Source organism: Butyrivibrio sp. LB2008, assembly GCF_000621565.1.
Classification (GTDB): Bacteria; Bacillota; Clostridia; order Lachnospirales; family Lachnospiraceae; genus Butyrivibrio.
Genome location: NZ_KK211308.1, coordinates 152,309 through 173,184, shown reverse-complemented (window position 1 = coordinate 173,184; position 20,876 = coordinate 152,309). Strand labels below are relative to the sequence as shown.

Sequence of the window (20,876 nt, the reverse complement as noted above, 5' to 3'; positions counted from 1 at the left end):
TAGAAAGGTTCCCTAAAAGGAGAAATCGATGGATAATAAGTTGGAAACAATTAAGAGCCTATTGCAGGATAAAGCTGACCTTCAGGCCCGTCTAAATCTCATACCTTATGACGGCTCACCGGAAGTGAAGGAAAACTCCAGTGGCAAATACTTGTATATAAGAAAAAGAGTAAATGGAAAACTTACATCAACATATGTTGATGTTTATTCAGATAATCTGTATCAGTTGCTTCTTAGGAACGCTAGAGAAGCCAGAGAATTAAAAAAGAGTATTCGAAAAATAGATAAGCAGCTTGCAGAAGTTGGATATAGCCCTACTGAACTATCTGCAGATGTTGTTATGAATTTGGATTTCGCCAGAGCCAATATGAAATCAAATATCTATGATCAGGCTGTGTTGGAGGGAGTAGCAACGACCTTTCCACAGACAGAGGAAATATTGGAAAAAGGTATCGTCAATGGCATGACAGCAGATGATGTGCAAAAAATCCTGAATCTTAAGCATTCTTGGGAGTTTATTCTTGACCAGGATGTTATACAGGCTGAAACTGATTATCATTTACTTTGCCATGTAGCAAAGCTTGTTAATGAAGGATTTTTCTCTTATGGGGGAAAGATACGGAGTGTGCCTGTAACCATAGGCGGAACCAGTTATGTACCGCCTATTCCTATAGAGTCAATGGTTATAGAGAACATAAACGAAATAAGATCATCTGATAAGGTGGATATAGATAAAGCTATAGAATTATGCATGTATTGCATGAAAACGCAGGTCTTCGTTGACGGTAACAAAAGAGCTTCAGTAATATTTGCTAATCATTATCTTATATCCCATGGGCAAGGACTTCTTGTCATACCAGAGAAAGATGTGCCGGAGTTCAAGAAATTATTGGTTGCATACTATGAAGGTGAAGACATCAATGTGATAGCTACTTTTCTTAAAGAAAAATGCTGGAAACGGATGGACTAAAAATAAATTCTGTTATTTTATATTAACAAAATTTCCATAACTATGAAAAAATATGAATTGTGGAAGAAATGTTATCGTTTATATCCGAAGATAAATTGCCACGGAGGAGACAGAGTTTTAAAAGCTCTGTCTCCTTTTTGAAATAATACATTGACGAATATCTATGTATATGCTTTATCAACACATAGATAAACATCTATATAAGGAGAAGATTATGACCAAATTAGACGAAGTGCTGATATGTAAGGCTCTTGGAGATCCCAACAGAATGGAAATAGTTAAGATGCTTTCTGATCAGGAGAAATGCGGATGTAAGCTTCTTGAAAAGTTTGATATTACACAGCCGACTCTCTCTCATCACATGAAGATACTTGTGGATTCGGGCTTGGTTAAAGACAGGAAAGAAGGTAAGTGGCACTACTATTCAATAAACACGGACATCATGAAGGAATTCTGTGGTTTTATAAAAACTCTCTGTAATGAAACCACCGGCAAGTGCTGTAAGGGAGAACCGTAATGTGGAACTTTATTCAGACTCAGGTCTTTACCATATTCCCATTACATGCTGCATCAAAAGGCAGACAACTGTTATTCCGATCCAGCAACAGCCGCCAAGCAAAATCGGCTTCCCACCTGATTTAATTAGTTTGATTATGTTACTGTTCAAGCCAATAGCAGCCATGGCCATTATTATAAAGAACTTGCTAAGTTCCTTAAGTGGCTTAAAAACATAAGAAGGGACACCTGCTCTCAAGCAAATAGTTGTGATAATTGAAGCAATCACAAAGAAGACTATGAACATCGGAAATGCTCTTCTAAAGCTAAAGCCATTTGTCGAACTTCCATCCTTTTTTGCTTCCCTTGCCCTCAGATACGCAAGTACCAGTGTAATAGGTATGATAGCCAGTGTTCTTGTAAGCTTGACCGTAACTGCCTTATCAAGAGTCTGATTCCCCAGGTTCCACATACTATCCCAGGTTGATGCAGCTGCGGTGACGGAAGAAGTATCATTAACTGCAGTTCCCGCAAAAATACCGAAAGTCTCTCCTGTTGTGATATCAAAACCTATAAGCTTTCCCAGCGAAGGAAAAAGAAGTGCTGCCAGCACGTTAAAGAAAAATATCACAGAAATTGCCTGTGCCACTTCATCATCATCCGCATCAATGACAGGAGCCGTAGCTGCTATTGCTGAGCCGCCGCATATTGATGAGCCAACTCCGATAAGAGTAGCTGTGTTTCCTTTGATATTCATAACCTTATGAAGAATCCATGATAGGATAAGCGATGTTGAAATCGTGCAGATAATTATAGGAAGTGACTGTTTCCCGGTCTGAAGAACGACCGAAAGATTCATACCAAATCCAAGGAGGACAACAGCCTCCTGCAGAATTATCTTTGATGTGAACTTTATTCCATCAGCCGCCTTCCCCTTGTCATTCCAGAACAGGGCTATTATCATGCCCAGAATGATTGCAATCACCGCTCCGCCAACGACAGGGAAGCGCTTTCCCAGGAGCCATGAAGGAACTGCAATAGTGAAGCATACTATTACTCCCATGTAATTCTTTTTCAAAAAATCCATCTCAAGACCTCTCTCTCTTTTTAATCTGTTCTTTCGTAGGTCTTATTATATTCTGTCTTTTGAAAAAGATAAAATTATATATTATTATATATCCATAAACATTTCTTATCGTTAGGGAGGACTGATTATGCTGGATTTCAGAATAGATACTTTCCTCTGCGTTTGCAGACACCTCAATTTCACCAAGGCGGCTAAGGAGCTGAATATTACTCAGCCCGCTGTTTCTCAACACATACATCATCTTGAAAATGAATACGGGACAAAGCTGTTTACTCAGGATGGAAAAAAACTTTTTCTAACTGACAACGGAAAACTCCTGTATAAAAAAATGAATCAGATAAAAAATGATGATGAAAGTCTCAAAGAAATACTTTCACAGAATAACCATGGCTTAAAAGACATCTCTTTTGGTGTCACCATGACCATAGGAGAATACATAATTGCTGATCCGATCAGTGATTACATAAAAAATCACCCGGATACTAATCTTAAGATTACATTTGGCAACACATCGGAGCTTCTTAAAAAACTCTCCGAGGGGGTTATAGATTTTGCACTTGTAGAAGGATATTTTCCTGAAAATGATTATGAAACGCTGCTTTTTAGCAAAGAAGAGTTTGTTTCTGTCTGTTCGGCAAAGCACTCTTTCACTCAGAAACCGCGCGTGATAAAAGATCTCTTTCCCGAGCGAATTCTTATAAGAGAACCCGGTTCAGGAACGCGCAATATATTAGAAAGAGCTCTTGCCTTGAACAATTACTCTACAAGTGATTTTAGGAATTTTATCCAGGTGGAGAACATGCATGCCATAATAAGCCTTATTGAAAAAGACTGTGGCATCACCTTTTTATATAAAGCAGCGGTTGCATCCGGACTGCAGTCCGGATATCTGAAAACAATCCCCCTTGACGACTTTAGGGTAAAGCATGATTTTACCTTCATCTGGCCAAAAGATACTGTTTTCAGTGAAGAGATCCGTGCAATATGTGAGGAAATCCTACCGGTGGCATAAACATTTTAGTAAAATGAATAACGATAAGCATACCTATTCTTAAAAAAGCATTTAATGAGGAAGAGATGACCGCACTTGCATCATGGGACATATCAGATCTATGGGCGAACTGGCAGGGCGCATGTATCAATAGTGGAAGCATCTGGTTTAGGGATGTGGATACTGAAAAGAAAGAGTTTAAGATCGTTTCATTGTTTGATCTTAGAGAGGCTGGAGGAGAAATAACGGATTAATTAGAGCTGTGGGTACATTGTGAACCTTTGGTTTAAGTCCCGTGTGCTCCGCTAAGAAAGATATATCGGAAGATAATAACTTCAACTCTACTCTCCGTAGGTACCATCATTAGAAAAACTGATTTACAATCTATGCATGGAGGTGAGAACGAAAATGAACCAATATGTTACAGGTGCAGTTATTAAGGAATTGCGAGAAAAGAACAAGATGACACAGCTTCAGCTGGCAGAAAGGCTGGGAGTAACTGACAAAAGTATCTCAAAATGGGAAAACCTGAGAGGATTGCCGGATATTACTCTGCTGGAGCCTATAGCGAAGGCATTTAAGATTTCAGTTACAGAGCTGATATCGGGTAATACCATTCACAATGCGAATGTATCCGCAAATATGCTGCGGTCGAAGTTCTATGTTTGTCCAATCTGCGGTAATGTGATACACAGTATGGGGGAGGCGGCTATCCATTGTCACGGTATCCAGCTCATGCCTTTAGAGGCGGAACCAACAGATGAGCGTCACATGGTCTTTATCGAGCGTGTTGAAGATGAATATTATGTGCGTATCGATCACAGCATGACAAAGGAGCATTATATTTCGTTTGTGGCGGCGGCTTCATCCGATGATATGCAGATGGTGAAGCTCTATCCGGAAGGGAGCGCTGAAGCACGGTTTAAGATCAGGGGAGTCAGAAGGATATTCTTCTACTGCAACCGTGACGGCCTGTTTTTGATCGATCCGGTAAAGGGGATTGATGACAAGGAAAGCGGTTATGATGATTCTCAAGAGAGAAGAGAACTGGAAAAGGCTGCAGATATGCTGTTTGGATAGTGTGACGGAGGCCGGATTATGAAGAAATGGTTTGACGAAGAGTATGAATTTACCGTAGAGGTTGTGGGATTCCTTCGAGGGGATCATACTGAGCGATATTGCAGAAACGGAGAAGAAATCGACGATAAGTATACCTGCACATATGGCTGTCCTGTGAATCAAGATGGATACGGTATATGTTCTAAGACAATGATGATGCTTTATCCGTTGATGGAAGCAATACGGAGCGGCGGTGATTGGAGAATACATCATCTATTATCGTGGAAAAGTAGTCGGTGGCATTTATGATGACCGTTTTCTTGTGAAGCCTGTAAAGTCTGCTGTGAAAATGATGCCGGAAGTCGGTCTGGAACTTCCATACGAGGGAGCGAAGGAGATGCTCCTTGTCGATAATGTTGAGAACAAAGAGTTTCTTCGCAATCTGTTAGAGGCGATGTATGAAGAGCTACCTGCTCCAAAGAAAAAGAAGTGAGCTATAGTAAGGAAAATTTGAAGATAATCTTACAAAAGACAGACAAAGATTTAATGAGTAGAAAATAAAATAAGAGTATTATTTTTGATCGCAGTTATTAAAGTTGCCACCAGCAGCATACAGTAGCCCTGAGCTTTCTACCGTACGCAGCAGGTAAACAGCAACTCGTCCTAGAAATGCCACAAACACAGCACTTAAGGCAATGAAAAAGTTCTCAAAGAGATAATCTTTCGAGATTCAAAAAGAATTTACAAACCTCAGAAACTCAGTGTTTCTGGGGTTTTTCTTTTATCTATAGTTGATTGCTTCTACCAGAGACTGGATATGCAGGTGTGTCTTGTATCATGAGGAGTGTGCTCCATCCCAAGATTTTCAACTAGTGGTGTCCAGTAGCTGTCTTTATAATTTCTGTAGGTGAACTTTTTGTTTTCATCGGTGTGAAGAAGGTATTCGCAATCAGAGGATTCATACCAAGCCTTGTAGAATGGGAGAAGCTTGTCTGCTATAGGAACCTTTCTGATACCATTTTCTTCCAGTAAGACGTTCTAATTGAGGTGGCGAAAAAGTTGAATTTCTTGCCTGACGGATATACAATGTATATACAAAGGAGGTGTTGCTTATGCAAGCTCAAGTGAAAACATGGGGCAATAGTCAGGGGATTAGAATACCGAAAGAAGTACTTCAAGAAGCTGCATTTTCAGTTGATGATGTCCTTGATGTAAAGGTATCTAACGGAATGATTATGCTTGTTAAACCATTTAGACATAAGTCATTAGAGGAACGTGCTGCAGAGTATGGTGGGCAGCTCCATTTGGATGGCGAATTTGACTGGGGAGAACCGGTAGGAAGAGAGATTTGGTAATGAAGGAAGAGTTACATCAGGGGGATATACTTAAGATTGAGCATATCAAGAAGCCGGTTCTTGTTGTAAGCAAGGATTTCTTTAATCAGACCTATGAGATAATTGGCTGTCCTATTTACGAAAAAGGAGAAGCAGGGCCACTTCACATATATATCAAGACAGATGATGTTGAAGGATATGTGCAGTGTGAAAAAATGGCACTTCTTGATATGAACATTAGAGGATATTCAAAGATAGATAGGATACATTATCCAGACATTATAAATATTACAGATGCTATCCAAGGAATCTTTGATTACATCTGAGTATAAAACAACATATTCCAAGCAGATGCTTGAATAGAGTAATAAACTTGGCAGCATATGATTCGAATTACGGATTGTACGCTGCCTTTAATATGTATATAATAACCCGTAGACTCAAGATTATTTGATATGTTGAAAAAATGGAAAGAATCATCACAGATAGTAAACACGATAAATAGCAATAAATTGTTTGCTGTAAATACATATTTGTAAAAAACAATATATTTTTCCCTTGGCGATAGAGAGGCACGCACTCGCAACGCGCTTCTTAGCACAGTTGAAGATAAGACCGGAAAAGTTTATGATCAATACAAGAATAAGGGCATAGAAACTACGTTTGAAATGAATCCTGGAAATCATTTCAAAGATGCGGATCTGCGTCTTGCAAAGGGAATAGCCTAGATACTTAAATGATCTTAACTATTAAATAATTAACATCAAGAGAAAGACCAAAGAGAGCGGCCATGACAAATACAGAACAGACCACACAAAATATGACCTCAGGAAACAGTATGAAACAGATCATACTGTTCTTTTTGCCCTTATTATGGGGAAATCTTTTCCAACAACTATATAGTCTTGTGGATAGCATTATAGTTGGCAAGGGAATCTCGGATCAGGCGCTGGCTGCTGTTGGGGCAACCGGGACACTTAACTTCCTAATACTTGGATTTGTTGTGGGGATGACCAGAGGATTTGGCATAACCTTTGCCCAGAGCTTTGGAAAAAACGATATGGCTATGCTGAATGCATACATCAGAGCAGCCAAGAAGCTCAGTATCACGTTTGGAATAGCCTTTACTGTTGTATGCGTTTCTTTGCTCAATAAGATGTTGACGTTCTTGAACACTCCTGAAGATATCTTTGACGATTCGTATAGATATTTTGCTGTGATCTTATTGGGAATTGTAGTGACGGTTATGAATAACCTTGAGATTACAATTCTCCAGTCAATGGGAGATTCCAGAACGCCCCTCACTGCTATGATCTGTTCATCACTCGTGAACATCATGCTTGATATTATTTTCATAATGGCCTTTGGCACAGGAGTTGTCGGAGCAGCAGTGGCAACAGTGGTCTCTCAGTTTGTATCATACCTTTTGTGCCTTAAAAAGCTTAGAACCATCAATTTTATGAGTCTGGGAAAAAACACGCCAGAAATAGCAGATGAAAAGAATATATTGGTTGAACTGATGAAAATAGGACTTCCTGTGGCACTTATGAATTCGGTCACAGCTGCAGGGGCCATGGTATTGCAGTACTTCGTAAATCTTATGGGAAGCGCATATGTGGCAGCCTATTCAGCCTGCATGAAATTTGCATCACTCTTTGAGCAGTTCGGAATGTCCGTAGGTCTTTCCATGATGACCTTTGTGGGGCAAAATAAGGGCGCTGGCAAATATGACAGGATACGCACAGGAGTAAGACAGGGCCTGGTGCTCTCTACACTTGTGAATGTGCCTATATCGATCCTTATGATATTTGTGCCCGGAAGCCTGGCAAGGATGCTGCTGACTGACAACATGATAATCGGTTATTGTACCGATTTCATGCCGATCATGGGAATAAGCTTTTTTGCCCTGGGCTGGCTTTTTGTATACAGATACTCTGTTCAGGGGTTAGGCAATACCTTTATACCAATGCTCTCAGGCGGGCTCGAAGTCATTATGAGACTGATCTTTGGCTTTTTGGTAGGAAGGAACGGATTTAAGGGAATTGCCATTTCTGAAGTATCTGCATGGATAGGCGCTTTTCTGATGCTCATGGTGACATACTATTGTTTAATTGGCAAAAGAATTAAAGCAATAGCATAAAGTAGCAATAAAAAGACTCCCTGGATTTTTTATAAAATGTAAGAAAGCACCATGGAATAATATTGGATTAACCGATGAGAGAAGATAGATTATGGACAAATCATGGTCAGAAAACAATAAAGAAATACAGAAATTGTTGACAAAGGAAGCAACCTTTAAAGAGGCTATTCAGAAGCTTTTGGCTTTCCGTGAGGAAATGTTTGAGCAGATCACACAGATTGTGAGTGGATATCCGGATGAGGCCTTTGCTCAAATGCCCTTTGCGGGTGCGAACGGATATCACAGTAAAACCCTTGCCTATTCTATATGGCATATTTTCAGGATTGAAGATATAGTTGCCCATGAGATGATAGCAGAGGATAATCAAATTCTTTTTACACATGACTTTCATAATCGCATTGGCGCACCTATTATTACTACGGGTAATGAACTTCAGGGAAACGAGATTGCAGAGTTTTCAGAAAAACTGAATATTAAAGAACTATATCTGTATGTAAAAGCTGTAAAGGAGTCTACGGATCAGATTCTTGGAAATCTGACATACAAGGATTTAAAGCAAAAATTCGGCGGCGATGTAAAGGAAAAACTTATCCGCAGTAAATGTGTCAGTGAGAATGAGAATGCCTTTTGGCTGATTGATTACTGGTGCGGTAAGGATATAAAATGACTGATTCAGATGCCATTTAGCCGTCACTGGATCATGCATATCGAAGCCATGCGCCGCATCAAGAATAAACTCTGCAAGATAGCACGAAAGGGTGTTGATCCTGTTGCTTATTGTGGCTTTTCCTGTAATCACTGTTTCCTTTCAGAGTGGTGCGGATCCTGCAGAACGAAGTACAATGTCTGCTCTTTTGCCACCTGTGCGGAGGACAGAATATGTCCGAATGTGAAATGCTGTAAGGAAAAAGATTTGGACGGATGTTATGAGTGCGATGAGCTCGAAAATTGCAATAAAGGGTTCTATATTCCATCAAATGACGGAGCAAATGCAGCAAAGGCTCAGGCATTATATATAAGGAAATACGGAAAGAAAGAGTTCTTAAAGGTTCATGACAGACTACATGAGAAGTATGACTTCCAAAAGACACAGGAAGTTTTGGGACAGGATTATAAGGAAGGACTGAGAATTCTGGAGGAAAGCTATATGGAATACAGTAGCCCTGAGCTTTGGATGATATGACTAAAGAAATGAAGCAGGATATCGAAAGTAAGGTCAACCAATATGTGGACTCAGTGGTGAATTCGGAAATGAAGAAGGAATTCATGAGATACGCAACACTTGAAAATCCCAAGACTACACTGGGAAAACTAGTCTCGAAAACATTCAAAGAATGGTGGGATAAAACCAAGAAGCCTGAGGTAGCTGAAAAGGCTAGGACAAGTCTCTTACAAAAGCTTAGAGAGAACCAGGCAATCGTAGATCAGAGGAAGGAAAAGCAAGGTCCGAATCTCAAAAGGAATAATCTCAGTCCGGAGAGATGAATACTATGATAGCAGTAGGCAGGGGCGTGAAAACGCCCTTGTTTTATGTGGGTACATTGGATAGAATAAGGAATATTGGTTATAAATTCAATCATACCAAAGAAGTAATGATTATATTTCAGTAAAACTTTCTAAGGGGATAGGGATTATGAAGTATATGAGAATACAAGGGCGAGAAGAATCATACATTACAAAATATCCAAAGGGCATATTTAGTTTGTGTTGGAACTTAATTAGGGATGATATCCTTACATCAGAAGAGAAGGAATTATTTATTTCGATAGATAACTGGTTTAAAGATAATCTTCCTGAACCTGAACCATGTGTAAATCATGAGAAGGTGATAACTTTCTTTAAGTGCGAGAGTACACAGGAAATGTATGAAAAACTTAAGCCAGCTATCGCGTTATTAGATAAATACAATAAGCCTTATGATGTTGTATATACCAATTTCATAGGTGAAATTGTTTATGAAGATAAATGGCAGGTAGCTGTCAGAGTAGAAAATAGAGAAATGGTATAATTAAATCTGACCAATAAAACTTAAGTGAGGCGATAATCTGTTGGAAGTATAAAAAAACCTACGAAGGCATAGTCATTATAAATCTCTGTGTGAGATTGCGCAAAATTTTAGAGGCAGGGCGAATAACAGCGTTCGTCAAGCCTCTTTGTTTTCCTGAAAAGATGTTTGTTTGACAGTATTATGAGTCTATGTTAACCTAAAGGCTAATGGTATTAGCTTACAAGCTAAAATGATTAGCAAGGAGGGAAAATGTCCAGAAAACAAGAAATCATTGAAGTGTGTGTCGAAATGATAGATAAAGATGGTTTTCAGAATCTTTCTGTAAAAACTATTGCTGATAGATTGGGCATAAAGCCACCATCTTTGTATAAGCATTTTCAAGGCGGTTTGGATGAGATAAAAGAGGCAATCATAGTATATGGTTGGAGCAATATTGATATAAAGATCGCTAAATCAGCAGTAGGAAAGTCACGGGAAGAAGGATTAAAGGCAATGTGCTATGCGCTTCGTGAATTTGCTCATGATCATCCCGGAGTTTTTGAGGCAATTTGCTGGCACAATTCATATACATCCGAACTGAACAATGAAATTACAAAAGGGGTTATATCATCATTGTATTCTATTTTGGATTCTCTTGAGTTTAGCGAAACCCGGAAAATGCATGTTCTGCGAAGCTTGCGAGGCTTTGTGGAAGGATTTTCGATGCTGGAGTTACATGGTAGTTTTGGAGATGAAATCTCTTTGGATGAAAGTTTTGCATATGGCGTAGAGGCATTGATCTCAGGGATTATGAAAGGACAAAAAAATGTGGACTGATGAAAAAAAGAAAGCACCGATAGCAGATTTTCTTGGTTGGCTTCTGTTTATAACTGTATTTTTTCAAATTATTATGTTTGTTCTCGAACCTGTATCGGTTAGTTATGCGGAGACAGGAAAGCTGACATTTGCATATATTATGTATGCAATCATAGGGATTCTCTTTACGACACCGGCTCCGGTTATTTCTCTTTTTATCGTACTTAGGAAAGAAGAGCATATCACTGTAAAAGAATATTTGAAGCGCTTTTTATATACCCCAAAAAAGATGAAAACGCTTCTGATAACAGGCCTGTTCTGCATATGTGCTTTGATATTTGCTCTTTTTTACGGTGAACCCAACGGTTCGCCCTTGTATATGATGCCGCTTGGGTTTCTTATCATGCTTCCGTTTGTCGGATTTGCGGAGGAAACCGGCTGGCGCGGCTTTCTGCAACCTATGCTGGAAAAAAGATTTCCATTCCCGGTTGCAACTACTATTGTGGCGGTGATTTGGTGTGTATGGCATTTTCCGATATGGCTGCAGCCGTCCTCTAACCACTATGGCGATAGCATTGTAGGTTTTGCTATGAACATATTTGTATGGGCTTTTGTGGCCGCTGCAATTTATAAAGCAACAAAGAGTGTCCTGGCATGTGCCATATATCATTCTTTTATAAATTCCATAGGCGCAATTTATGATTGGAATAGACTATTTGACGCGTATCCGAAATCAAATGCAGCTTACATATACTTTGGAATTCTTTTTATAGTTGCTTTGATAATTTGGTATAAGGAAGATAAAAATAAAATATAAAGACATTCATGTTTTTTCTGAAAAGGAATTGGAAGAACCCTAGATTTTATCCGGAGTATATTCCGAGGCTGATTGCCTATCAGCTTGAATATGAAAAAATGATGAAGGATAGAGGGGAAGTTAATGACAATGAATGAAATAGTTTTATTTACAGACGGAAATACAGAGATTGAGGTACAGATTAGTCCTGAACTAGAAACGGTTTGGTTGACACAGAAGCAAATGGGAGAATTATTTGGCGTTAAGCAAGCTACTCTCAGTGAGCATATAAAGAATATTATCGATACTGGGGAGCTGGATGAGACTTCTATCGGTTTTTCCGATAAAAGTTCCGGAGGAAGAAAACCTAAGATTTACAATCTTGATATGATACTTTCTGTTGGATATCGAGTTAATTCAAAAAGATATTATGACTGCTATGGTAATGAATTTATTGAGAATATAAAGAATCCTTAACTTCAAAGTATATTGATAATATTGTTGCAGTCATGATGCTTTTGATATTTATGATGGGAGGGCGTTAAATGTTTTATAACGCAAAAGAAGAGAATTTAAAGATAAGTACGGGAAATGTACACTATATAACCTTCGGTAAAGGTAATAAGCCTCTTGTTATGATACCGGGACTCAGACTTTCAAATATAGAAGGCGGTGCAAGACCGGTTGCCTGGTTTTACAGGATGTTTGCCAAGGATTATAAGGTTTATATGTTCGACAGAAAGGATAACATTAAAGATCCCGTTACCATACATGATCTGGCTGAGGATACTGCAGATGCTATGAAAACGCTCGGTATAGAGAATGCCTATATTTTCGGGGCTTCACAGGGAGGTTCCATTGCGCAGGATCTTGCCATACATCATCCTGAGCTGATAAAGAAAATGGTTCTGGGTGTTACACTCAGCAGACCGAATCCCACAGTGGAAAAGAGTATCAATCTTTGGATAGATATGGCAAAGAATAAGGGACTTGGCGCGGTAGCCGAGGACTATACATATAGGGGATTTTCGGAAAGCTATCTGAAGAAGAATAAGATGTTTATCCCACTGTCATTAAAGATGCAGAAGTTTATGGATAAGGACAGATTCATAGCTCTAGCTAGGGCAGTCCTTACAGTTGATACCTATGACAGACTTGATGAGATCAAATGCCCGGTTCTGGTTCTTGCCGGAGGACAGGATAAGATAGCATCAAGGGCAGCATCGGTAGAGATAGCCGAAAAGCTTGGATGCGACCATTACATTTACGAAGAACTGGGACACGAAGCATATAGTGAATCAGGGGATTTTAACAGAAGGATATACGAATTCTTCAAAAAGGAAAATGTGAAACCGGTTTTGGTTAAAAACAAAAATATTGCCGAGAAGGCGACTCCTATTGAGTTCTGGAAAAAGAATGCTTTAGCTTCTTTCAAATATGCCGAAGGAAAACAACAAAGAGTATTTCTTGGCCCAATGATAAGCATTTTTGGTTTTGAGGATGCCGGTGATGAACAAAAAGAAGCGGCACGACTGATATGCGATTATGTAAGCGGATTTAAGGCAAAAGCACTGTTGGGCTTAGATGATGTATACAGAGAATGCTATTATACATGGGATACGTATAGATACAGATCAGAACCGTGGGGTTATTCTTTAGTATGCAAAAACATTGTCAGTACATGCGAAGATACGGAAGACAAAAGAAGGTTACTGATACTTTGTACTATTGATAGTGATGGTTATGTTCGCCAGGATGGCGTTAATTACCTCTCAGAGCTTAAGGGAAGTCTTCCTTTTCTTTTATTACGGCTAAATGACTGGGTTGATGAAATTAAAGATGCAGCATACCTTGCTTCGAAAAAGAGAATCAATGAGGCAGACTTAGAAGAGCTGGTTTATTCTTTACCTGTGCTTGATAAAGTGAAAAACTCCTATCGAAGAAGGGAAGAAGTCATATTAGAAATCTCTGAATCTATTGGGGAGAAGATTATTGAAAAGAATAATGAGTTTGATTATTCTTCTTTTAAAGACTACGAGCAGTTTGCCAAAAATGCTTTTTACAAGTTCTTATACAACAATAATTCATATTCAAAGCAGCAGCTGCTTAATATACTGTCATTAACAACAGGTAAATATGACAGCATGATGATCATCAGCACAATAATCCATCATTTTGGGATTACTGAAGAAGACTTTTTGAAATACAAAGCTTCCGGGAATACTTTTATCAGAAAGCTGGCTATAAAAAGATGGATTTCGGATTATGGTTTATGGGATGGGGCTGAAGAGAGTCTGATGGATAAGTCGGCAGGCATTAGAAATCTGATCCAGTTTTACCTGCGAAAAGAGAATTTTGATATAACACGTTTTTATTTAGATCATTTGCAGAGCGACGACAAGAGGGTGGCAATCAAAGGCCTGGGCGAAACTTCCGGCAAAGAGATTGTGGATCATCTGATTCCTTTTTTAGATTCGGATAATGTGATAACGGTAAGAACTACCCTTGCTTCTATCGGCAGGATTTTGAAGGAAGAAGGAACTGAGTATTATTTACGATTTTTAAATAGTGACAATACGCTTTTAGTGTACGAAGCATGCCAACAAAGCTTGAAATGGGGCGTATATCACGGAGAAAAAATACTGCGGGATCGGTACTTGAAAACGGATGACGACAGGAAAGGTTTTTATTATCTTCTATTGATGTTTAAAGAACCCTTTTGGAGGAGTTTACCTTTCTATTTATCAATTTACGGCCGGATTCCTGGCAAGCATCAGATCATCCTCGAAAAAGCAATCAATAAAAGGCCTATGTACAGCAGAATATCGAATGATTTAAAGGCAGAAATACTTGCAGCGATTGAAAATAACAAAAAATATTTACCGGAATCTTTGATAAATGATATTAAATTTGACATGGAACATTTATAGTTATATATGAAATGATTTTAGCAAATGAAGGAAATTATGGAACCTGAAGTGTTGGTGGAAGAGTGGTCACCTGTAGCTAATATACAAGCAATAGTTGAGAAGGAGAAAACACTATGGGACTTTTGGGTAAAAAAGATGATACTTTAGAAGTGTACAAGGAAATTGCAGATATTCTGGGAATACCGGAACAGAAGCAGGGAATGATCGACAATCCAAGGCAGTACTACGCTGATAATGCCGAGCGATACGAAGAAAGAAGTATTGAAGGCGATGATGTGGATGATGATGAAATCAGGTGGTTTGGTATTATTGATGAACTGATGGATATGCAAAAGGGGTGGAGCTTTGACTTTAGCTTTTATTTGGAAGATTTTACGGATTGCATTGAAGTAATAAAGCCAAAAGAGCTGTCATTAGACGGTATTTCACTTAATGAAGACGATGATATTACAATATGGGCAAAAGCCATTAATAATTCATGGGAACCCTTAGGATATGTATTTGCCGCGCTTGAAATAGACGGCGACGAGTTTAACACGTTTGTCTGCACAAAGAGTGATTTCGAGAAATTGGCTGATCTGGCAAAAAGAATCGGCCACAGGATCGATCTGGTCCAGAATTTGTAAAAGATAATCAAACAGGCAGCAATCAAGAATATCATAATGCCCTAATAAAGCGGGCTGTCATTATTGATGGCCACTTTTTTGTGCCCGGAAATCCTGCAAATTCCTGTATAATGGTTGTACTGGGGCATGGCATATGTCTCGGTACAGCAACTTTTGTTTCAGCGGATTTAGGAGAGAAAAAATATGAAGAAAAGAAAGGCACTGTTGTCATATATCTTAATTATATTCGGAGCTGTAATGGCGAGTTTTGCGGTCGCTCTGATACTGCTTCCGAATGATGCGATAGATTACGGAACAGCCGGCGTTGCGATCATTATCAGTAAACTTACCGGATTGCAATTATCGCTGTGCGTTCTCTTTGTCTTTTTGCCATTTATAATTGCAGGTTACGTATTTCTGGGGAAAAAGTTCACTGTAAAAGCTGCCGTGGGCTCGGTGGTTTACATGGTAGGACTGGAATTTTTTGAGAAAATTCCTTTTGAACTTAATACAGAGCACTTTCTTGCAGTTGCATTCGGCGGAGCAATTCTTGGCGCAGGCCTTGCGCTGATCCTCAGAAACGGAGGGTGCATTGACGGATCGGAGATACTTGCGAACATAGTGGTAAAAAAGCTTTCTGATAAGACTGGACGTAACTATAGCCTTACACCGATGCTTCTTGGATTTAACGCTCTGGTCTATATCACGGTATTCGTAGTCATTGATGCCACTGCGGCGCTCCTTAGCCTCTTAGTTTATGTTGTTGCTACAGCAGTTATCGACCACTACACCGATCACTTCGAAGCTATCAAGCAGGTAACGATAATAACCCAGGATCCAGACGGAATAATCAAGGACATAAAGGATAAACTGAACAAGACATGCACCATCATGGATTCCCGCGGCGCAATCGCCGGAGAGAACAACACCCTCATTTGCTATATCAGCTATTTTGAACTTCCGCTCATGAAGGAAATCATCTCAACTCATTCGGGAAGTTTTAGTACGGTTTCTACGATTGATGAGATTTTGAGATAGGAGCTTTATTTTCCGAAAGACGATTGGCTTTCGGTTTTCTATAATATACGTACAACGGAGGAATATGGGCATACTGATATGTGGTCTTAACGGAGTCGGAAAGAGTACGATTGGAAAAAAGCTGGCAGAACGCTTGTCATACTGCTTCATAGATAATGAAGACTTATATTTTCCGAAGGATGATAATTCATACATGTTTTCTAATCCAAGAAGCAAAGATGAAGTAATACATTTACTTGAAGAAAAAATAGAAACTGATGACAAATTTGTTTTTGCAGCGGTAAAAGGAGATTACGGAGACAAACTGCTTACAAAACTGGATTACGTTATCCTCGTTGAAGTTCCTAAAGAAACAAGAATGGAGCGGGTAAAGAGACGCTCGGCTCAAAAGTTTGGTGATAGAATTCTTGCTGACGGAGATCTTTCCGATGCAGAAAATTCATGGTTTGCGAAGGTTAATAGCAGACCGGAGGACTTTGTCACATCATGGCTTGAAGGAATTGAATGTCCGGTGATCAGGATCGACGGGATGGTTCCTGTTGAAGAGAACGTAGAATATATCCTTTCATTACAAGATAGAGCTTGTGTGTGAAGACAATGATCCCAAGCTCAGTAAGTTTTTTATATAAAAGAAATATGAGGAGAGTTATAGGCAAGTGGGGAGAGGATTGTTTTTTTCTCAAGTATGCATTGTTTGATATGTTATAAGCTTTTCTGTATTCTGAATTCAGAAGATGATTCTGCAGACATTTTCCGATACACAACGAGTTTATGCGGTTGATGAGTCAATCGGGAAAGGGAAAAAAGTGAAAAACAATCTGGGTGCCAATATACGAGGTTTTAGAAAAAATAAAGGTTTTACACAGGAAGAACTGGCAGGGATGCTGGGAGTTACACCACAGGCAGTAAGCAGGTGGGAGTCAGAAGCGGGACTTCCGGATGTTTCTATGGTCGTGCCGATTGCGCAGGCACTTAATGTCACTACTGACATGCTGCTTGGATACAATCCTTCTGACAAAGATGATTATCTTTTGGAAACTGTAAAAAACAAAATTAAGGCGATGCATGATATTTCCGATGCACGGGGAAGTGCGCTTAAGAAGGTGGAGTATCTTGCGGGTGAAGTCAGCAGAAATCCGATGAATTTTGAAATGAATCTATTGTATGTTCAGCAGGTTGCCGAATTGAGCTATTACATTGACATGGAGGGATTACTGGCTGAGGACCCTGAGAGAGCGAATGCTCTTTTAGAAGACGGAATAAAAAAGGGTGTAACTATAATCCGCTACACTGACAGTAGAAGTCTTGCGGAAAAAGCACATTACGCTCTTGCATGGATTTATATTCATAGGAAAGATTTTGAGAATGCCAGAGAGCATATCAACGTGTTGCCAAGCCTTGAAAATGCAAAGGTCAGGGAATTCTTATATTCTGAGCTTATCTTTTTTGAACATGGTTTTGAAGAAATGAAAGATAGTCTGACCGCGACCAATAAGAAGTTATGCAGTGTCTTGCTAAGCCAGCTTAATTGCATGATGGAAAACTATGCATATTGGGGAGAAAAGGACGAGGCGCTCAAAAATCTTGAGTGGTGCGAGCATGTTGCCAAAGCTTTTTCTTCAATTCCGGAATATACGTCTGACGATATGAAGCATTTTTGGAAGAAATTCAATCATAACCTCATGATCGTATACGAGAAGTTCGGAGAAAAAGAGAAAGCAAACGAAATCTGTGAGGAATATCTGAAAACGATAAGTGAGTCAAAAGAGTTTTCGAAAGAAGAATATGAATCCATCGCAAAAGAATTAAGAGAGAGGGTATATCTGTTTTAATATGCTATGATAGCGTAAGAGAGAATTATGTGTTTGAAGTGTTGACAGTAAGTTTTCTGTTACCATAAAGGAGACACCTTATGAAAACAAGAGAAGAAGCCCTAACCTACGGTATGTCTTTCCCGGACACCTACAGGGAGGCACCGTTTCATGATCCCAATTGGCAGCTTGTTCGGGTAAAAAAGTCCAAGAAAGCCTTTTTGTGGACATATGAAAAGGACGGCTATATCAATTTGAATCTAAAGGTTGATCCGCAGTGGCGCGACCTTTGGCGAAAGACATATAAATCGGTGCTTCCCGCATATCATCAGAACAAGGAGCATTGGAATACGGTTGTTCTCGATGGCTCGATTCCCGATGATGTCATAAAGCGGATGATCGCTGAGAGCTACGATCTTGTTACGGACTCTCCGACAAAAAGAATATATGAAGCGGTAAAAAAGATTCCTAAAGGGAAAGTTGCAACGTATGCAGATGTTGCAGAAATGGCCGGCGACAGGAAGATGGCAAGGGCTGTTGGGAATGCGCTTCATAAAAATCCCGATCCAAGCACGATTCCCTGTCACCGCGTTGTGAATGCCAAGGGTGAACTTGCCGGCGAATATGCATTCGGCGGAGCGTGGAAGCAAGCACAGATATTGGAGAGCGAGGGAGTTGAGATAACAGAAGGCAAGGTGAATTTGAAGAAATACAGGATTAGACTGTAAGAAAGGCATAACATAAACCGGATGTACATCGATTCATTTAAATTCCCTGGAGTTGACGCGGAAGAACAATTTGTAAACTACATAGAAAGAAGCTGCTACAGCTCTTTCTACCCATTTGGCGTGTTTGCCGAAAACATGCTGGAGTCTTTATCTTTCTCGGAAATAACGATTCTGTACGGAAATAACGGCTCCGGAAAAAGCACGGCGCTTAATCTGATGGCGGAAAAAATAGGGGCTAAGCGGGATACACTGTTTAATAAGACCAGCTTTTTTGGCGATTATCTGAAAATGTGCTCGTTTGAGATGACTCCCGGAGAAAAGCCCGAAGAGATCAGAATGATCACAAGCGATGATGTGTTTGATTTCATGCTCAATCTGCGTGCGCTTAATGAAGGTGTGGACCGCAAGAGAGAGCAGGTTTTTGATGAGTGGATAGAGAATAAGAATTCCACATTCCGGATGCAGTCGCTGGATGATTATGAGCAGCTCAAAAAAATAGTAGACGCCCGCTCAAAGACTCAATCGAGATATGTCAGAGAATCGATTGGAAAAAACGTTATTACACACAGCAACGGCGAAAGCGCTTTGCAATACTTTGCTGAGAAGATCAAGGACAACGGCTTGTATTTGCTGGACGAGCCTGAAAACTCACTTTCTCCGCAGAGGCAGTTTGAACTATTGGAGTTCATCCAGAACTCGGCGAGGTTTTTCGGTTGCCAGTTTATCATTGCGACTCATTCACCGTTTCTGCTTGCACTTAAAGGGGCACGGATCTACGATCTGGATGAAAGCCCGGTTGATATCAAGAAGTGGACGGAGCTTGAAGGAGTAAGGACATACTTTGAGTTTTTTGAGCAACACAGAGGTGAATTCGAATAAACATAGAATAATTCAGCCCAAAAATGCAATTGCAGAAAAACCGGTGTACAACGCGTGGGAACGGTAGAGGAAATTGATTGATATGTAGCGTAGAGACCTCAATCTCCAAAAAAAGGGATAGAGGCCTCTTTTTATAAATATTTATGAAACTCTATATTCCATCAAAGTAGTATTTTGCCAGTTGCCAAATCTGTCTTTGGCGATTCTTTCGCGGTAGCCGATTTCGCGGAAACCGCATTTTTTATGTAATTTTATACTTGCTTCGTTTATGGAGATTATTGCTGAATAGATGCTCCAATAACCGGCCTTTTGGCTCTCCGAGATTAGATGATTTACCAAAGCGGTGCCTATCCCTTTGCCGCGATAAGCCGAATCAATATAGATGCTCATTTCGACACATCCTTTATAAACGCAGCGGCTGGATGTCGGGCTTATGGCGATCCATCCAACAACTTTGCCGGACTCTTCGTAAACGTACCTGCATTCTTTGATGTGGCTGTTATTCCAGTCTTCATAGCTGGGACATTCGGTGTTGAAAGTCGCTGTCCCGCTTGATAAGCCCTGTTCATATATTTCAGCCACTCTTTTCCAATCTGTTTCACACATTTCCCTGATCACAACAATTTTCCTCCGTTTTTCTGCAAGCTTCATTAAAGATTTGTAGTGCTTCAAGAACCATATCTTTTTTATCTTTAGCAATATTAGAGAATACCCTTTTGAATTTCTTGTACATGTCCGCTTCTATTTTGTTAAAATGCGATGCTCCGATATCGGTAAGTGTCAAAACAACGCTGCGGCGATCGGATTTAGAAGGCTCTCTGATAACATAATCTTTTTGAACAAGCTCCTCTATGGCTCTGCTTATACCGCTTTTGTCAACGTGGAGCAGGCTGGCCAGATCTTTTAAACAAATACCGGGAGTCCTGCCTATTTCAACAACTATATAGCATTGCAAAGTATTAACATTGCACTGGCAACAATCGCTTCTATCCATATTTTCAAGATTACGATAGAGCTGTCGTGTATATTCTCTAAAAAGCTTCACTTGGTCCATTAAGATACAACCTCCTTTAGGTGATAATATTAGATGATATAGTTGCGGATGTCAACAATTTGTTATTGCAACTAAATATAAACTACCGTGTCATACCGCCTTCGCGAAAGATTCGCAAGATATTTTTTGTTCTGCTATAGTATATCTATATCTTTG

25 protein-coding genes and 2 pseudogenes are annotated in these 20,876 nt (G+C 39.6%); 24 read left to right on the top strand and 3 right to left on the bottom strand.

Features of this window, described 5'->3' with window-relative positions; all coding sequences use genetic code 11:
- The first annotated feature begins 28 nt into the window (after positions 1 to 28).
- Together T356_RS0117235 and T356_RS0117230 are read left to right on the top strand one after the other, a co-directional pair.
- On the top strand, positions 29 to 970 hold the full coding sequence (locus T356_RS0117235; protein WP_024865252.1) for a Fic family protein: 942 nt from the start codon (positions 29 to 31) through the stop codon (positions 968 to 970).
- 214 nt (positions 971 to 1,184) lie between these two features.
- A complete protein-coding gene (locus T356_RS0117230; protein ID WP_026515576.1) occupies positions 1,185 to 1,487 on the top strand; it encodes an ArsR/SmtB family transcription factor in 303 nt (100 codons plus the stop codon).
- Positions 1,488 to 1,514: 27 nt separating this feature from the next.
- On the opposite strand, the gene T356_RS0117225 is transcribed toward T356_RS0117230, so the two are convergent.
- A complete protein-coding gene (locus T356_RS0117225) occupies positions 1,515 to 2,552 on the bottom strand; it encodes a YeiH family protein (RefSeq protein ID WP_026515575.1) in 1,038 nt (345 codons plus the stop codon).
- A gap of 127 nt (positions 2,553 to 2,679) precedes the next feature.
- Between T356_RS0117225 and T356_RS0117220 the strand changes: the two genes are divergently transcribed.
- The 22 genes and pseudogenes from T356_RS0117220 (at position 2,680) to T356_RS0117115 (ending at position 19,666) form a co-directional block, all read left to right on the top strand.
- Positions 2,680 to 3,564 (top strand): LysR family transcriptional regulator, encoded by an 885-nt coding sequence (locus tag T356_RS0117220; protein WP_022780006.1) that lies wholly within the window; start codon positions 2,680 to 2,682, stop codon positions 3,562 to 3,564.
- Positions 3,565 to 3,629: 65 nt separating this feature from the next.
- Entirely contained in the window at positions 3,630 to 3,797 is a 168-nt protein-coding gene (locus T356_RS21205; RefSeq protein ID WP_015550812.1) for a hypothetical protein, read from the top strand.
- Between the two features lie 154 nt (positions 3,798 to 3,951).
- Complete coding sequence (locus T356_RS19955; protein WP_081668237.1) at positions 3,952 to 4,623, top strand: helix-turn-helix domain-containing protein; 672 nt, start codon at positions 3,952 to 3,954, stop codon at positions 4,621 to 4,623.
- Between the two features lie 18 nt (positions 4,624 to 4,641).
- Positions 4,642 to 4,860, top strand: a pseudogene (locus T356_RS20970) (TIGR04076 family protein); the annotation flags it as partial.
- Positions 4,853 to 5,095, top strand: a pseudogene (locus tag T356_RS19950) (TfoX/Sxy family protein); the annotation flags it as partial. The pseudogenes T356_RS20970 and T356_RS19950, both read left to right, overlap by 8 nt.
- Before the next feature lie 619 nt (positions 5,096 to 5,714).
- The gene (locus T356_RS0117200) at positions 5,715 to 5,957 is read left to right on the top strand and encodes an AbrB/MazE/SpoVT family DNA-binding domain-containing protein (RefSeq protein ID WP_026515574.1); all 243 of its coding nucleotides are present in this window, start codon (positions 5,715 to 5,717) and stop codon (positions 5,955 to 5,957) included.
- Positions 5,957 to 6,262: a type II toxin-antitoxin system PemK/MazF family toxin gene (locus T356_RS0117195; RefSeq protein WP_026515573.1), complete on the top strand. Its 306-nt coding sequence runs from the start codon at positions 5,957 to 5,959 to the stop codon at positions 6,260 to 6,262. Before T356_RS0117200 ends, T356_RS0117195 begins: the two co-directional genes overlap by 1 nt.
- Before the next feature lie 464 nt (positions 6,263 to 6,726).
- A complete protein-coding gene (locus T356_RS0117190; RefSeq protein ID WP_026515572.1) occupies positions 6,727 to 8,076 on the top strand; it encodes an MATE family efflux transporter in 1,350 nt (449 codons plus the stop codon).
- Between the two features lie 91 nt (positions 8,077 to 8,167).
- Positions 8,168 to 8,743: a hypothetical protein gene (locus tag T356_RS21605; RefSeq protein WP_051563532.1), complete on the top strand. Its 576-nt coding sequence runs from the start codon at positions 8,168 to 8,170 to the stop codon at positions 8,741 to 8,743.
- 9 nt (positions 8,744 to 8,752) lie between these two features.
- Positions 8,753 to 9,259 carry a hypothetical protein gene (locus tag T356_RS21745; RefSeq protein WP_330370978.1) on the top strand — a complete coding sequence of 169 codons (507 nt, stop codon included), beginning with the start codon at positions 8,753 to 8,755 and terminating at the stop codon, positions 9,257 to 9,259.
- Positions 9,256 to 9,561: a hypothetical protein gene (locus T356_RS0117180; RefSeq protein WP_242846640.1), complete on the top strand. Its 306-nt coding sequence runs from the start codon at positions 9,256 to 9,258 to the stop codon at positions 9,559 to 9,561. Before T356_RS21745 ends, T356_RS0117180 begins: the two co-directional genes overlap by 4 nt.
- Before the next feature lie 148 nt (positions 9,562 to 9,709).
- On the top strand, positions 9,710 to 10,084 hold the full coding sequence (locus T356_RS0117170; RefSeq protein WP_026515570.1) for a hypothetical protein: 375 nt from the start codon (positions 9,710 to 9,712) through the stop codon (positions 10,082 to 10,084).
- Between the two features lie 249 nt (positions 10,085 to 10,333).
- Entirely contained in the window at positions 10,334 to 10,900 is a 567-nt protein-coding gene (locus tag T356_RS0117165) for a TetR/AcrR family transcriptional regulator (RefSeq protein ID WP_026515569.1), read from the top strand.
- Positions 10,890 to 11,696 (top strand): CPBP family intramembrane glutamic endopeptidase, encoded by an 807-nt coding sequence (locus T356_RS20670; RefSeq protein WP_051563530.1) that lies wholly within the window; start codon positions 10,890 to 10,892, stop codon positions 11,694 to 11,696. The genes T356_RS0117165 and T356_RS20670 overlap by 11 nt, the downstream gene beginning before the upstream one ends.
- 129 nt (positions 11,697 to 11,825) lie before the next feature.
- The gene (locus T356_RS19930) at positions 11,826 to 12,152 is read left to right on the top strand and encodes a hypothetical protein (protein WP_242846639.1); all 327 of its coding nucleotides are present in this window, start codon (positions 11,826 to 11,828) and stop codon (positions 12,150 to 12,152) included.
- 68 nt (positions 12,153 to 12,220) lie between these two features.
- Positions 12,221 to 14,605, top strand: coding sequence for an alpha/beta fold hydrolase (locus tag T356_RS20665; RefSeq protein WP_051563529.1), 2,385 nt, complete (start codon positions 12,221 to 12,223; stop codon positions 14,603 to 14,605).
- A gap of 113 nt (positions 14,606 to 14,718) precedes the next feature.
- A complete protein-coding gene (locus T356_RS0117140) occupies positions 14,719 to 15,231 on the top strand; it encodes a DUF6630 family protein (protein ID WP_026515567.1) in 513 nt (170 codons plus the stop codon).
- Between the two features lie 183 nt (positions 15,232 to 15,414).
- A complete protein-coding gene (locus T356_RS0117135; RefSeq protein WP_026515566.1) occupies positions 15,415 to 16,248 on the top strand; it encodes a YitT family protein in 834 nt (277 codons plus the stop codon).
- A 64-nt stretch (positions 16,249 to 16,312) separates the two neighbouring features.
- On the top strand, positions 16,313 to 16,840 hold the full coding sequence (locus tag T356_RS0117130; RefSeq protein WP_035781562.1) for an AAA family ATPase: 528 nt from the start codon (positions 16,313 to 16,315) through the stop codon (positions 16,838 to 16,840).
- 214 nt (positions 16,841 to 17,054) lie between these two features.
- Positions 17,055 to 18,080: a helix-turn-helix domain-containing protein gene (locus T356_RS0117125; RefSeq protein WP_197020938.1), complete on the top strand. Its 1,026-nt coding sequence runs from the start codon at positions 17,055 to 17,057 to the stop codon at positions 18,078 to 18,080.
- Between the two features lie 80 nt (positions 18,081 to 18,160).
- Positions 18,161 to 18,787 carry a methylated-DNA--[protein]-cysteine S-methyltransferase gene (locus T356_RS0117120; protein ID WP_026515563.1) on the top strand — a complete coding sequence of 209 codons (627 nt, stop codon included), beginning with the start codon at positions 18,161 to 18,163 and terminating at the stop codon, positions 18,785 to 18,787.
- Positions 18,788 to 18,808: 21 nt separating this feature from the next.
- On the top strand, positions 18,809 to 19,666 hold the full coding sequence (locus T356_RS0117115; protein WP_035781558.1) for an AAA family ATPase: 858 nt from the start codon (positions 18,809 to 18,811) through the stop codon (positions 19,664 to 19,666).
- Positions 19,667 to 19,807: 141 nt separating this feature from the next.
- Here T356_RS0117115 and T356_RS0117110 read toward each other — a convergent pair whose 3' ends face one another.
- Both T356_RS0117110 and T356_RS0117105 read right to left on the bottom strand, forming a co-directional pair.
- A complete protein-coding gene (locus T356_RS0117110; RefSeq protein WP_242846638.1) occupies positions 19,808 to 20,284 on the bottom strand; it encodes a GNAT family N-acetyltransferase in 477 nt (158 codons plus the stop codon).
- On the bottom strand, positions 20,265 to 20,720 hold the full coding sequence (locus T356_RS0117105; protein WP_026515560.1) for a MarR family winged helix-turn-helix transcriptional regulator: 456 nt from the start codon (positions 20,718 to 20,720) through the stop codon (positions 20,265 to 20,267). The genes T356_RS0117110 and T356_RS0117105 overlap by 20 nt, the downstream gene beginning before the upstream one ends.
- Positions 20,721 to 20,876 lie beyond the last annotated feature (156 nt).